This window comes from Avibacterium gallinarum (assembly GCF_002921135.1).
GTDB lineage: Bacteria > Pseudomonadota > Gammaproteobacteria > Enterobacterales > Pasteurellaceae > Avibacterium > Avibacterium gallinarum.
This window is the reverse complement of the sequence record NZ_PQVJ01000006.1, coordinates 55,523-69,118: the sequence shown is the minus strand read 5'-3', so window position 1 is coordinate 69,118 and position 13,596 is coordinate 55,523. Positions and strand designations below refer to the sequence as shown.

Here is a 13,596-nt window from a genome sequence, read left to right as displayed (position 1 = left end):
TTATGCTAATATTCAAGGTAGAGTAATTTCTCGTTCTTTAGTCCATTCTTTATATAATTTTTCTAAGTTACGATATTTTGTTGTTGTTCCAAAATACTCTTTATTTTCTTCGACTGTTTGAGTTATTACGTCTTTATATATAACTTTCATCAAATTTTTATCAAGATCTGACTTTAGGATATAAATTGATAATAATTCAAATAAGTTAAGTAAGTCTTCTATCTTAGCTTTAAGTTTTAGTTTATCTTCTTTAGTCCTTATTTCTTGATCAATTAAAGATAACTGCTTCTTTGATATCTCAATTTGTAGCTGAGTTACTACATTTAGAGCACTAAGATCATTAGATTTTTTTTGATGCTCTGTTGATTTCTTGTAACTGCAAATAGAAACAATTACTGCAATTATAGAAATAAAGGAATTGCAAATAGAAACAATCATTGCTTTTTACCTTGCAATTTATTTACTAGTTGTTGTTTTTTATAAGACATTAACTTATAGAAATGTTGATTATCTAAACTTTCAAAGCATGAAATCTGTTTATATTGGTTATATAAATGTTCCCATATTTGTTTTTGTTCTTCCTCTGTTTTTGATGATAGTAGAGAATCTATTTTTTCTATCGCCTCATCAGTTTCTCTTTCGTTTTGAGCCTTCTCTATTATTTCATAATAATAATTTTGACTTCTAAATTTTTGTATAAAACTCATAGTTAACCTTTACCCTTTTACGTTAAATAGTTTGCTAAGTATAGATAGGATTTAACTAAAAAAATTATAGTGTGTCAAGGCATAAATAAAGCCCGTTCATCTTTAACTTTTCTTTACATTTCATCATTAACAGTGCGTAACTTCCAAAATCCAGGCGTTACAGTGCTGCAAACGTCCTTAATCTTACCTTGTTTAACTAGTAAAAGTGATCTGTGTGTAAGTCTGTGATTTTGTTGATCCGTAGTTTTTGCTAACCTGATAACTGATTTCGTATAATCTATATTATGTTAAATAAGAAAGATATAAAAGTAACTTTTGTACCGCTCTTTTTTGTCATATCCTACAGCATATCTTTATAGCGTTTTTTAATGTTGCACCTTGGAATCTTTTCTTTGGTTATTGTTTATGTGGAATATCTTTTGAATGGATTTATGATGATGAGATCATTTAGATTGGTTTTCACAATGGATACAAAATAAATATTAGTGAGATTTAAGAAATCTTTAAGATTTGAGTATTAAAAAATATAGGAAAAGTCTGTCTGCCAATTTGTTACAACGTTACAAAAATAACTCGCAAAAATTGATAAAGATGAGAAAAATAAGGATTTTGTTTGAATAAAGGAATATATAAAAAAGCGCCTGTACTATTTGTTTAGCACTGGCGCTTAAAAGGAATTAAGTACAGCAAAGAATTAATCAACAAAACGTAATTTTGGAGAAGATTTCTTACTCGATGGTTTTTCGGTTGTTTCAGGTTTATCTACGGCCTCAACAAAGCTTAACGGCTGTTCATCTTTAATTTCATCTTGCTGAATGGCAAGATCATCTTCGAACTCTTCTGGTTCAAACATAATGCCATCGCCGCTTTCTCTTGCATAAAGTGCAATCAATGCGCCCATAGGGATAAAGATTTCTTGCGGTACACCTTGAAAACGTGCATTAAATTGAACGAAATCATTGGTTAATTGCAAGTTTCCTGTTGCATTCATTGAAATATTCAGCACAATCTGCCCATCTTTCACATATTCAACAGGTACTTTTACGCCAGCATAAGTGGCATCAACAGCCAAGTACGGCGTGCAATCATTGTCTATTAGCCAATCATAATAAGCTCTTAAAACATAAGGGCGTTTCGGTGAGAATTTACGTTCCATAACTACTCTCTTTTATTTATCATCCATTAGGTTTTTAGGGGCAGCTTCGCCTACGGATTGCTTGAAAGAATCTCTTTGATACACGCGTTCCATATAATTTTTAATTGCTTTGCTTCCTGCACCTGTAAATTGAATCCCTAATTTCTGCATACGCCATAATAACGGCGCAATATAGCAATCTACCAAGCTAAACTCTTCGCTCATAAAATAAGGAGTTTGGTTGAAAATTGGCGCAATGGCTAATAATTCTTCTTTTAATTGTTTGGCAGCCTGCTCTTTTTCAGCGTCATCACCTTGCTCAATTTGATTTAATAAAGAATACCAATCCTGCTCAATTCTTAGCATTAATAAACGGCTTTTACCGCGCGATACAGGATAAACAGGCATTAATGGCGGGTGTGGAAATCGCTCATCAAGATATTCCATAATAATACGAGAATTAAATAGCACTAAATCACGATCTACCAAGGTTGGCAATGTGCCATAAGGGTTTAACTCCATTAAATCTTCTGAGACAGAACCTGGCTCAATTTCTTCCATTTCATAAGGCACGCCTTTTTCCGCCAAAACAATACGGACTTGATGGCAATAAATATCATCTTTTTTAGAAAAAAGGGTCATTATTGAACGTTTATTTGCTGCACTACTCATTTATTCCTCCGCTAACCTGTTACTTGTCAATCAATTAAAATTAAAGGCGAATATTTTACCATAATTTATAGGGAAATAGCTAAGTAAATTTGTCGTATGGAGCGCTATATTGTTGATTATAAATTGAATTTTGCTTCAAAAGAATTGATTTGAGAAATTTAGAAAATTAGAAAAGAAAAATGGCAAGTAAAAACTTGCCATTTGAACTGTATTTGAATAAGAAACGATTAACGTTTTGAGTATTGTGGGCGACGACGTGCTTTGTGTAAACCCACTTTTTTACGTTCAACGCGACGAGCATCACGAGTAACAAAGCCTGCTGCACGTAATGCTGGACGTAATGTTTCATCATATTCAATTAATGCACGAGTGATACCGTGACGGATTGCACCCGCTTGACCAGAAATACCACCACCTTTAACTGTGATGTATAGGTCTAATTTATCAGTTAATTCAACCAACTCTAATGGCTGACGTACGATCATACGAGAAGTTTCGCGACCGAAATAAACGTCTAATTCGCGTTGGTTAATAGTGATTTTACCACTGCCCGGTTTGATAAATACACGAGCTGAAGAGCTTTTGCGGCGACCTGTGCCGTAGTTTTGATTCTCTGCCATTTTTCTCACCTCGTGATTAAATATCTAAAACTTGTGGTTGTTGTGCTGCGTGTTCGTGGTTAGGACCAGCGTACACTTTCAATTTACGATACATTGCGCGACCTAATGGGCCTTTTGGCAACATACCTTTAACCGCAATTTCAATCACAGCTTCTGGACGGCGAGCAATCATTTCTTTAAATGTCGCTTGTTTGATACCACCTACATAGCCAGTGTGCCAGTAGTAAATTTTATCGCTTTCTTTTTTACCAGTTACGGCAACTTTGTCCGCATTGATAACGATGATGTAATCACCTGTATCAACGTGTGGAGTATATTCAGCTTTATGTTTACCACGAAGGCGACGTGCTAATTCAGTCGCTAAACGACCTAAAGTTTTACCTGTCGCATCTACTACATACCAGTCGCGTTTAACCGTTTCTGGTTTTGCTACAAAAGTTTTCATTAATTAATTACCAATAAAATAATATTAATACCCAGTGTTCAAATTTGAACACAACCATGAATCTCAATCTTCACCCCTTCGAGTGTGATCTCGATAAAATAATGTGCGGTGGGAAAGCCGACACATTCACAGGGTCGGGCGATTATACAAGAGCTTTAACAAAAAAACAAATGAAAAAAGCACCGCACTTTGAAATTCCTAGGAAATTTCTAGTATTTTTGCGCATTTGATGTTTCATTTTTTATTTTTGAACGTTTACGTTTGAACGTTTACGCCATCTCATTCCAAGAAAAAGCATCGAACAAGCGTTGCCATTGTTCATCTAAAGGTGCGGTGATTTTTAACCGATTTTTTGTTATGGGGTGGTTAAACGCGAGCGTTTCTGCGTGTAACATTAACCGTTGCACGCCAGTATGTTCAGTTAAGGCTCGGTTTTGATGTAAATCGCCATATTGCGTATCCCCTAAGATAGGGTGAAAAATATGCTTTAAGTGACGACGTAACTGATGTTTTCTGCCCGTTTGTGGAGTGAGCCTAACCAAAGAATAGCGGCTAGTTTGATAACGCCCTACCCCATAAGGCATTTCCACTGTTTTTAAGCCTTCATAATCTGTGATTGCGTCTTGCGGTGCTTTATCTTGCTGAGCAAATTTATCGGCGATTTTATCTAATTGAACTTTCAGCGGATAATCAATCCTACCCTGATCTTTCAAATAACCACGCACCACCGCCAAATAGCTTTTTTCCACCTGCTTTTGTTCAAATTGTTCACACAGCAATTTGGCAATTTCCCCATTCAAAGCAAACAGCAACACGCCAGATGTCGGGCGATCTAAACGATGAATAGGAAAAACGTGCTGCCCAATTTGATCGCGCAAAGTTTGCATCACAAATTGGGTTTCGTGGCGATCAAGCCAGCTACGATGTACCAACATTCCCGCTGGCTTGTTCACCGCAACCAAATATTCATCTTGGTAAAGAATATTAAGCGCGGTCATTTTGAGCGTTGCAAATTTCTTCGATGGCTTTCAACGGCTCAATTAAGCGTTGCACTTCCACAATATCCTTTTCTTTTAAGGCTTCTTCAATATAAGGCACAATCGCCATTTTATGTGGTAATGGTTCGTTGCTTTTAATAATGGCATACATTCTCGGAATAAACACCCATTGCAACCATTCGTGCGCATTCATTGTGTCGATACAAAACGGCTCGACGCTGTCAAATGCCGCCGCTTCAGGCGCAACGGCTTGCCAAAGGGCTAATTCTTCCATTGCTTTTTGTAACTGCTGTAACTGATATTTTGTTTGTTCACGCATTGTGATTTCCTTAATTTGCTTTCTCATCTTATTCTGCCTAAAATGTGGCGTTCACCTTTAGTGCAGAAATAAAGGCGTTATGATACCACAAAGCTAAGTACGAAAAAACGCACTCGCTTTCCTATAAATTAAGGCAGAGAATGTATTTAATTGAAGCTTTTTTTACCCTTACCGAACCCAACAATGCGGCTTACCCATTGATTAATCAAGTGATTGAACAATGGCGTTATAACGGGCAAATTCTTGGGCGAGAAATTCCCCTTTTTCACGCTGAATTAGAACACCAGCAAGGCATTGCCGTGCGTGTGGTTTGCCCTGAACAGCAAAGCCTGTTGCCTGAATTTAATAATTCAGCGGTGCAAAATGCCTTAGATAAGGCACAAAGTGCGGGGATATATTTTGATAGTTTTCAAGTGATTGCCGATGACTTAAATTCTGATTTCACCTATCAAGGCGAGCGTCCAAGCTGGCAGGTGCTTTACACCACCTATTTACAATCTTGCTCACCGTTGCACAGTGGCGATGATAACTTGCCTATTCCACTGTATAAATTTTTCAAAAATGCACCGCACTTGAGTTTAGACCTCATCAAATGGCAAGAAAATTGGCAGGCTTGCGATCAGTTACAAATGAACGGCACGGCTCTAGAAAGCCAAGCCCTTGCTGAAATTTCTGATCTGCACAGCAATTTATCCAAACACGGTTATGCCTTATGCCAAGAAATTGAGCAACACACCGGCATTCCAACCTACTATTATTTATACCGCATTGGTGGCGAAAGTTTGACCGCAGAACAACAACGCCGCTGCCCAAGCTGTCATAAAAATTGGGCATTAAAAACACCGCTCTTTGATCTGTTTGATTTTAAATGTGATCAGTGCCGATTGGTATCCAACCTTTCTTGGCACTGGCAATAAGGAAAAATATGGATTACAACCACGAAAGTTTACACGCCTTAAAATTAGGGCAAGAAACAAAATATGCACAACATTACGACCGCACTTTACTGCAAGCCGTGCCGCGCCAATTAAACCGTACGCAGCTTGGGGTTGTGGAAAATCAGCCTTTTACTTTTGGTGCAGATATTTGGACGGCTTATGAAATCTCTTGGCTTAATCCCAAAGGTGTGCCGCAAGTAGCGATTGCGGACGTGGAAATTGATTTCCGCAGTGAAAATTTAATTGAATCTAAAAGTTTTAAACTTTATCTCAACAGCTTTAATCAAAGCCATTTTGACAGTTTCGAGCAGGTGCAACAGATCTTGCAGCAAGATCTGGCAGATTGCGCTAAAGGGCAAGTCAAAGTGCGGTTAAATTCTTTGCAAAATTACCACCGCACTTTCATTGACAGCTTGCAAGGAGATTGTATTGATGATCAGGACATTGAAATCCAAAATTATCAATTCAATCCCAATTATTTAGAACATTGCACGCACGCAGAGCAGGTGGAAGAACATTTGGTGAGCCATTTGCTTAAATCAAATTGTTTAATCACTCAGCAACCAGACTGGGGATCGTTACAAATTCATTATGTGGGGAAACGGATTGATCGCGAGAAATTATTGCGCTATTTGGTTTCTTTCCGTCAGCATAACGAATTTCACGAACAATGCGTTGAGCGAATTTATTGTGATCTAATGCGTTTTGCTCAGCCAGAAAAGCTCACCGTTTACGCCCGTTACACACGCCGCGGTGGGTTGGATATTAATCCGTTCCGCTCGAACTTTGAAACCGTGCCGCACAATGCACGCTTAGCCAGACAATAGGAGGTCGCAATGGCAAATATTCATTATGTGAATCCCCGTGGGAGTATGGAACAGCTCTCGCATCTTGAAGTGGAATTGCTCACCAAGCAAGCCAAAAGCGAGCTATATCAGCTGTATCGCAACTGCTCGCTTGCGGTGCTAAATTCTGGTGCGGTTACCGATGACAGCCGCAAGCTATTAAATCAATATCCAGATTTTGATATTGAACTGGTGGCGACAGAACGTGGTATCACCCTCGAGTTGCACAATCCGCCAGAAAGTGCCTTTGTGGATCAACATATTATCCGCAATATTCAATATCACCTTTTTGCCGTCTTGCGTGATATTGTATTCGTCAATGTGCTAAGCCAACGGATTAATCCTTGCGATATTCAAGATAGCGTGCATATCACCAACCAAGTGTTTTCCATTTTGCGTAATGCCAAAGCCTTAATCGTGGGCGAATTGCCGAATTTGGTGGTGTGCTGGGGCGGTCATTCCATCAATCAAATTGAATACCAATATTGTCGTGCGGTGGGGTTAGAATTAGGTCATCGTGAATTAAATATCATCACAGGCTGCGGGCCAGGGGTGATGGAAGCGCCGATGAAAGGCGCGGCGATTGGCCATTCCAACCAACGCTATAAAAACAGCCGTTTTATAGGCATCACCGAGCCTTCAATCATTGCTTCTGAGCCACCTAACCCAATTGTTAATGAGCTGATCATTATGCCTGACATTGAAAAACGCCTTGAAGCCTTTGTGCGTATGGGGCACGGGATTATTATCTTCCCTGGTGGTCCTGGGACATTTGAGGAATTACTGTATATCCTTGGAATTAAGCTCAACCCAGAAAATCAAGCGCAAGCTATCCCACTCATTTTAACTGGGCCAAAAGAAAGTGCGGATTATTTTGCTACGATTGATCGCTTTATTGGCGAAACCTTAGGGAAAGAAGCGCAATCCTTGTATAAAATCATCATCGATGATCCTGTGGCAGTAGCGCGTCATATGAAATCTTCAATAGAAGAAATCCGTCATTTACGCTATGAAAATAATGATTCTTATGGCTTTAATTGGTCGTTGAAAATTGATCCTGAATTCCAACAGCCATTTATCCCAACCCACGAAAATATGGCAAATTTAGATTTGCATATGAACCAAAGCAAAGTGAGCCTTGCCGCTAATCTTCGCTGTGTATTTTCTGGCATTGTAGCGGGTAACATTAAACCAGATACACAAGATCGCATCGCTGAGCTAGGCAAATTCCAGCTCAAAGGGGATAAAGATTTAATGGAAAAAGTGGACAACGTGCTGCAAGATTTCATCACCCAACACCGAATGAAACTACCAGACGGCGAGGCTTACGAGCCTTGTTATGAAATTATTTCCTATTCATAACAAGAATGAAAAAGGTTGCACTATATTTTCTCAGTTTGAAATGTCAGAATAAGGGGGCAAATCCCCTTTTTTGGTTGAGTAAATAATGAAAAAATTTGCTGTAATTCCAACCGCACTTTCTGATTAAGTTGTTCTGCAAGTGGTAAATATGTGGCAATCTGTTCATCACATTTGCTTTCGAGTTGGCTCATTAATAAACGTTCTGCGTACATACCTGAATGATAATAATGTAACGCCCCGGGCAAATTGTCCTCAAACAATGTCCCAATTTGACAACAATCTGCCAGTATTGCCATCAATGCAGCGTCTTCACCGCCAAATTTTTGGAATAACATATCTTGCGGATAACCACCGCAAGCTAAAAACAATCGTCTTCTGAACACTTTATTACTTGCTACAATCAAGTATAAACGATACCAAGCCTCAGAAAATCCAGGGTGATCTAAATATTGTTGCGGAAAATCTACGGGATAAAGTGGTAAGCAAATCCCCCCCAATTGAGCAAGTTGAGAAAAGATAAAAGGGACATTTTCCAATGCACCAGCTTGATAGGCATCATCTGCATCAAGAAAGGCGATCAAATCCGCTTCACTTTGTAAAGCTCCCCAATTTCTTGCTTTAGCAACACCACAGTTATGCGGCATTTTTTCAATACGAATACGCTTATCAGATTGTGCAAGGCGTTGCATTTGATCCCAAGTGTTATCTATTGATCCATCATCAATCAACCAGACATATTGCACACATTGATGTTGCAAAACACTTTTGACTGCACGAATTAAGGTTTTTTGTGCATTGTAGCAAGGAATAATCACATCTAATGTTAAACTAGTTTGATTGATGGTTTTTGTATCATTTTCACCGTACATATTAAAAACCTTTAACTCCTTAACCCAACCCCACGGCTAATCAAATAATAGGCGATGCCATAAAGTGCGGTGATAAAAATGCCTAAAACGCTGAAGGTGTAAACAAGGCTGACATCTTCAATGCCTAAAAAACCATAGCGGAAGCCACTGATCATATACACAATAGGGTTAAATTTTGATACCGCTTGCCAAAATGGCGGGAGCAAGGAAATGGAATAAAACACGCCGCCGAGATAAGTTAAAGGGGTCAATACAAACGTGGGGATAATGCTGATGTCGTCAAAAGAGCGTGCAAAGACTCCGTTGATTAACCCTCCTAAGGCGAAGCTAGCGGTAGTGAGCAATAAGGTCGCTACCAATACGCCCCACGAATAAATGTGCAACGGCACGAAAAATAGCGAAACCAAGGTAACCAAAATCCCGACACTTAAGCCACGCGCCATTCCGCCTGCCATATAGCCGAAAATTATAATATGCGGTGAGGTGGGGGAAATCAGCAACTCTTCCACATTGCGAGCGAATTTAGTGCTGTAAAAAGATGACGCTACATTGGCGAAAGAATGAGTTAAGGCAGACATCATAATCAGCCCCGGCACGATAAATTGCATATAACTAAAACCGTGCATTTCACCAATACGATTGCCAATCAGCTGGCCAAAAATCACAAAATATAAGGTCATCGTGATCACCGGCGGCACAAGGGTTTGCACCCAAATTCGGGTAAAACGACGTACTTCTTTCACAAAAATAGTTTGAAAGGCAACCCAAGCTAAACTCATTATTGCACTCCTTTATTCAATGCCATTGAAACAAATAATTCTTCTAAACGGTTGGCTTTATTACGCATACTCAACACTTGCACGCCTTGTTGCGTCAGTTGTGAAAATAGCTGATTTAAACCCTGCTCTCTTTTCACTTCCACTTCAAGCGTATTGTTATCTAGCCAAGTGACGTTGTAACCCATTATTTCAGGCTTAACCGCTTGTGGTGCTAAATCAAAAATAAAGGTTTCTGTTTCTAGCTTCGCCAATAAGGCTTTCATCGGCATATTTACCACCAAACGCCCTTGCTGAATAATGCCGATATGACGGCAAAGCATTTCCGCTTCTTCTAAATAATGGGTGGTGAGAATAATGGTTGTGCCTTGCTCATTGAGTTCGCGTAAAAATTCCCACATCGTACGGCGTAATTCAATGTCCACGCCCGCTGTAGGTTCATCGAGAATGAGCAATTTAGGGTGATGCATTAAGGCGCGCGCAATCATTAAACGGCGTTTCATTCCCCCTGAAAGTTGGCGTGATTGCTGATGGCGTTTATCCCACAAATCCAGCTTTTTCAGCCACACTTCCGCGCGCACTAAAGCCTCTTTGCGTGGAATACCATAATAACCCGCTTGATTGGTGAGAATATCAATCACGCGTTCAAATTGGTTAAAGTTAAACTCTTGCGGCACTAAACCGATATACTGTTTTAGCTGGCTTGGATTGCTATCCAAATCCGCACCAAACACTTTCACATCGCCTGATGTTTTATTCACTAAAGAACAAATAATCCCAATGGTGGTGGATTTTCCCGCGCCATTATGTCCAAGCAGCGCATAAAAATCCCCTGCTTCAACACTCAGATCAATGCCGTGCAAGGCTTTGACCCCGTTTTTATATTCTTTGGTTAATCCTTTGATTTCTAATGCTAACATTCAATGTTCCGTTAAATTTATTAAAATTTTACACCGCACTTTTTAGAACATAAATAAACAAAGTGCGGTGCAAATTTCGCTGATTTTTGACTTAAATTTTACTCACGTCAAATAAAGCTAAATCGATACGATCTGGCGTGTCATAAAATTTTGCTAACGCTTTACGCAAGGTTTCCGCTCGCTTTGGCAACCCGTTCTCCGCATAGGCTTTCACCTGCTGATAAACCGCTTGCTTAAAGGGCTGAGTATCCCCTGTTTCACCGTTCAAATTATCACTGCTGGCAAAATAACGAAACCCTGCGGCGGTGGCTAAAATCCATTCTAATGCCTGTGGCTTTATTTCCACTTGCTCAAATTCTCGCTGACGTTGCTCAGAACGCCCGTCAGGCTCATACCAATAACCAAAATCTTCTAATTTACGCCGTTCTTTGCCAGCGATCAGCCAATGCGAAATCTCGTGCAAGGCACTGCTATAAAACCCGCGTGCAAAATAAATGGCATTATAAGGGCAATCTTCATTCGCTGGTACATAAAGCGGTTCATCACCGCCTTTTACTAATTTGGTATTGTATTCTTGTTCAAAGCACTGATTAAAAATGGCGATAATATCTTCTAAACGATGTTCCATCACGACTCCAAAAATAATAAGGCACAAAATCTGTGCCTGAAAATTTGAAAACGCTTTATTTTAACATTGATGATCGCTGAGCTACATTAATTATTTTAAAGGGCGGACACACAGGTCCGCCCCTACACTCGAATATAATGATAACTGATTGTAATTAAATAAATTTTCGTAGGCACAGACCTATGTGTCTGCCCGAAAAAGCATTTATTTCAAGCTATCACTTTGTTGCAACGCTTCAATACGCTTTTCCAACGGCGGGTGGCTTAAAAATAAAGAGGCTAAACCGCCTGTTCTGCCGTTAATACCGAAAGCCGCAAATTGCCCTTCCATTTGTTGTGGTTCGTGAAGTTGTTGTAAGCGGCGTAATGCGGCGATCATTTTTTGTTTGCCGACTAAATGGGCTGAACCTGCGTCCGCACGATATTCACGATAACGTGAGAACCACATTGCGATCATACTCGCCAAGAAACCGAACACCACTTCTAGCACCATTGAAACTAAGAAATAAATTCCGCTGCTGCTTTCGCCGTTGTCGTTGCGATTGCTCGCCACCACGTTGGCGATAAGACGAGAAATAAAAATCACGAAAGTATTTAACACGCCTTGTAGCAACGTCATTGTAACCATATCGCCATTTTGGATATGGCTAATTTCGTGCGCTAGCACCGCTTCGGCTTCATCTTTTGTCATTGCGTTGAGCAACCCTGTACTCACGGCAACCAAAGAATTGCTTTTACTTGCGCCAGTGGCGAAGGCATTGACGTCCGCAGAATGATAAATCGCCACCGTTGGCATTGGAATATTAGCTTCACGCGCTTGCGTAGCCACAGTGTTTAATAACCAGCGCTCTTGCTCTGTGCGCGGCTGTTCGATCACTTGCCCATTGACCGATTTTAACGCCATTGTTTTGGATAAAAATAAGGAAATCAACGAGCCACTAAAACCGAACAGTGCCGCCATAATGAGCAATCCACTAGCATCTTGTGCGCGGATTCCTGTTAGGCTCAAAATAATATTAAAGACAATTAGCACCGCCATATTCGTGGCTAAAAATAATAAAATTCGCATCATAAAACGTTCCTCGCTGTGAGTATGTGGTTGATTATCCAATAAATAATTAAAGGAATAACCAATATAATTATAAATTTTGTAATTTCAAGATTTAACGGATCAGTTTTCCCATAAACTCATCTGTTTTTCTTCTTGTTGCTCGGGTAAATTAACCTGTAAGCCGATTAGTCGAATGGATTTATCTTGACGGCGCTGCCAAATTTGCGCCAATAAGGCACGGAAATTTTCTTGCGAAAAATCCACCGCACTTTTTTCTAAGGTGGTGATTTGGAAATCATCAAATTTTAACTTCACGCCAATTTTGCGTAATTTTTGCAAAGGCAAACCAGGGCAAGCTCGCTGCACACGGCGCACTAATTGATCATAAAGCTGATTTAGCACGGCCTCACCTTGTTCAAGTGCGGTGATATTTTTCAATAACGTGGTTTCCACCCCTACGGATTTACGCAACCGCTCGGGCTGCACTTCCCTTTCATCAATGGCGTGGCTAAAATTCCAAATACGCTGTCCGCTCTTGCCGAGTTGATTGAGCAATAAATGCTGTTCAAATTGTTGCACATCGGCACAGGTTTTTAAGCCCATTTCCAATAAGCGCTGGGTGGTTACTTTTCCCACGCCGGGAATGGCACTAAGTGGCAGGTTGCGTACGAATTCGTCCACATCATCTGGCTCGATCACAAATTGCCCATTCGGCTTATTTTTATCAGAAGCGATTTTGGCCAGAAATTTTAACGGTGCAACGCCAGCAGACGCAGTAAGCTGAGTTTCAGCAAAAATGGTTTGACGGATTTCTTGTGCGATCCAAGTGGCTGAACCCGAGCATTGCTGACAATCTGTAACATCTAAATAGGCTTCATCTAAAGATAAGGGTTCAACTAAATGGGTATAGCGATGAAATATTTGCTGAATTTGTTGCGATACCTGTTTATACAACGGCATATTCACCGGCAATAAAATCAAATTTGGGCAACGTTTCAAGGCTTGCGCCGTTGGCATTGCGCTATGTAAACCAAATTTTCTGGCTTCATAATTGCAAGTGCTTAACACGCCACGTTGCTCAGATGAACCGCCCACCGCCACAGGTTTGCCTTTGAGATGCGGTTTATCGCGCAACTCAATAGAAGCATAAAAGCAATCCATATCAATATGAATGATTTTTCGCATAAGCAGTATGAGAGAAAAATAAAGTACGGTGGAAAATTGGTGATATTTTACCTGTTTTTAAGGCAAATCGAAAATAACAAAAGTGCGGTAAAAAATTAGGGCGAATTTTTTCGCCCTAATTAAAAAG

Annotated in this window: 17 protein-coding genes; 3 read left to right on the top strand and 14 right to left on the bottom strand. The window is 39.9% G+C overall.

Annotation, left to right across the window (positions count from 1 at the left end):
• Nucleotides 1-12: 12 nt before the first annotated feature.
• From C3007_RS01985 to C3007_RS01950, 8 genes are all read right to left on the bottom strand, one after another.
• Nucleotides 13-438: a DUF4760 domain-containing protein gene (locus C3007_RS01985; RefSeq protein WP_103852839.1), complete on the bottom strand. Its 426-nt coding sequence runs from the start codon at nt 436-438 to the stop codon at nt 13-15.
• Nucleotides 435-707: a hypothetical protein gene (locus C3007_RS01980; protein WP_103852838.1), complete on the bottom strand. Its 273-nt coding sequence runs from the start codon at nt 705-707 to the stop codon at nt 435-437. The genes C3007_RS01985 and C3007_RS01980 overlap by 4 nt, the downstream gene beginning before the upstream one ends.
• 694 nt (nt 708-1,401) lie before the next feature.
• Entirely contained in the window at nt 1,402-1,863 is a 462-nt protein-coding gene (locus C3007_RS01975) for a ClpXP protease specificity-enhancing factor (RefSeq protein ID WP_103852837.1), read from the bottom strand.
• Nucleotides 1,864-1,875: 12 nt separating this feature from the next.
• A complete protein-coding gene (sspA, locus tag C3007_RS01970) occupies nt 1,876-2,514 on the bottom strand; it encodes a stringent starvation protein SspA (RefSeq protein ID WP_103852836.1) in 639 nt (212 codons plus the stop codon).
• Between the two features lie 227 nt (nt 2,515-2,741).
• Nucleotides 2,742-3,134, bottom strand: a complete 393-nt coding sequence (gene rpsI, locus C3007_RS01965; protein ID WP_017806615.1) for a 30S ribosomal protein S9 — start codon at nt 3,132-3,134, stop codon at nt 2,742-2,744.
• A 16-nt stretch (nt 3,135-3,150) separates the two neighbouring features.
• On the bottom strand, nt 3,151-3,579 hold the full coding sequence (gene rplM / locus C3007_RS01960; protein ID WP_017806616.1) for a 50S ribosomal protein L13: 429 nt from the start codon (nt 3,577-3,579) through the stop codon (nt 3,151-3,153).
• A 269-nt stretch (nt 3,580-3,848) separates the two neighbouring features.
• A complete protein-coding gene (gene truC / locus C3007_RS01955; protein WP_103852835.1) occupies nt 3,849-4,577 on the bottom strand; it encodes a tRNA pseudouridine(65) synthase TruC in 729 nt (242 codons plus the stop codon).
• Nucleotides 4,564-4,896 (bottom strand): YqcC family protein, encoded by a 333-nt coding sequence (locus tag C3007_RS01950; protein WP_103852834.1) that lies wholly within the window; start codon nt 4,894-4,896, stop codon nt 4,564-4,566. Before C3007_RS01950 ends, truC begins: the two co-directional genes overlap by 14 nt.
• 140 nt (nt 4,897-5,036) lie before the next feature.
• On the opposite strand from C3007_RS01950, the gene C3007_RS01945 reads away from it, so the two are divergent.
• The 3 genes from C3007_RS01945 to ppnN are packed head-to-tail and all read left to right on the top strand — an operon-like array spanning nt 5,037 to nt 8,041.
• Nucleotides 5,037-5,813 (top strand): Zn-ribbon-containing protein, encoded by a 777-nt coding sequence (locus tag C3007_RS01945; protein WP_103852833.1) that lies wholly within the window; start codon nt 5,037-5,039, stop codon nt 5,811-5,813.
• 8 nt (nt 5,814-5,821) lie between these two features.
• Complete coding sequence (queF, locus tag C3007_RS01940) at nt 5,822-6,661, top strand: NADPH-dependent 7-cyano-7-deazaguanine reductase QueF (protein WP_103852832.1); 840 nt, start codon at nt 5,822-5,824, stop codon at nt 6,659-6,661.
• Between the two features lie 9 nt (nt 6,662-6,670).
• On the top strand, nt 6,671-8,041 hold the full coding sequence (gene ppnN / locus C3007_RS01935) for a nucleotide 5'-monophosphate nucleosidase PpnN (protein ID WP_103852831.1): 1,371 nt from the start codon (nt 6,671-6,673) through the stop codon (nt 8,039-8,041).
• A 20-nt stretch (nt 8,042-8,061) separates the two neighbouring features.
• On the opposite strand, the gene C3007_RS01930 is transcribed toward ppnN, so the two are convergent.
• The 6 genes from C3007_RS01930 to dinB form a co-directional block, all read right to left on the bottom strand.
• Nucleotides 8,062-8,910: a glycosyltransferase family 2 protein gene (locus C3007_RS01930; RefSeq protein WP_103852830.1), complete on the bottom strand. Its 849-nt coding sequence runs from the start codon at nt 8,908-8,910 to the stop codon at nt 8,062-8,064.
• A gap of 11 nt (nt 8,911-8,921) precedes the next feature.
• A complete protein-coding gene (locus C3007_RS01925) occupies nt 8,922-9,689 on the bottom strand; it encodes an ABC transporter permease (RefSeq protein ID WP_172459839.1) in 768 nt (255 codons plus the stop codon).
• A complete protein-coding gene (locus tag C3007_RS01920) occupies nt 9,689-10,606 on the bottom strand; it encodes an ABC transporter ATP-binding protein (RefSeq protein WP_103852828.1) in 918 nt (305 codons plus the stop codon). Before C3007_RS01920 ends, C3007_RS01925 begins: the two co-directional genes overlap by 1 nt.
• A gap of 91 nt (nt 10,607-10,697) precedes the next feature.
• Nucleotides 10,698-11,234 (bottom strand): elongation factor P hydroxylase, encoded by a 537-nt coding sequence (locus C3007_RS01915; RefSeq protein ID WP_103852827.1) that lies wholly within the window; start codon nt 11,232-11,234, stop codon nt 10,698-10,700.
• Between the two features lie 204 nt (nt 11,235-11,438).
• Complete coding sequence (gene htpX / locus C3007_RS01910) at nt 11,439-12,305, bottom strand: protease HtpX (RefSeq protein ID WP_103852826.1); 867 nt, start codon at nt 12,303-12,305, stop codon at nt 11,439-11,441.
• 99 nt (nt 12,306-12,404) lie between these two features.
• A complete protein-coding gene (gene dinB, locus C3007_RS01905) occupies nt 12,405-13,469 on the bottom strand; it encodes a DNA polymerase IV (protein ID WP_103852825.1) in 1,065 nt (354 codons plus the stop codon).
• Nucleotides 13,470-13,596: the final 127 nt, after the last annotated feature.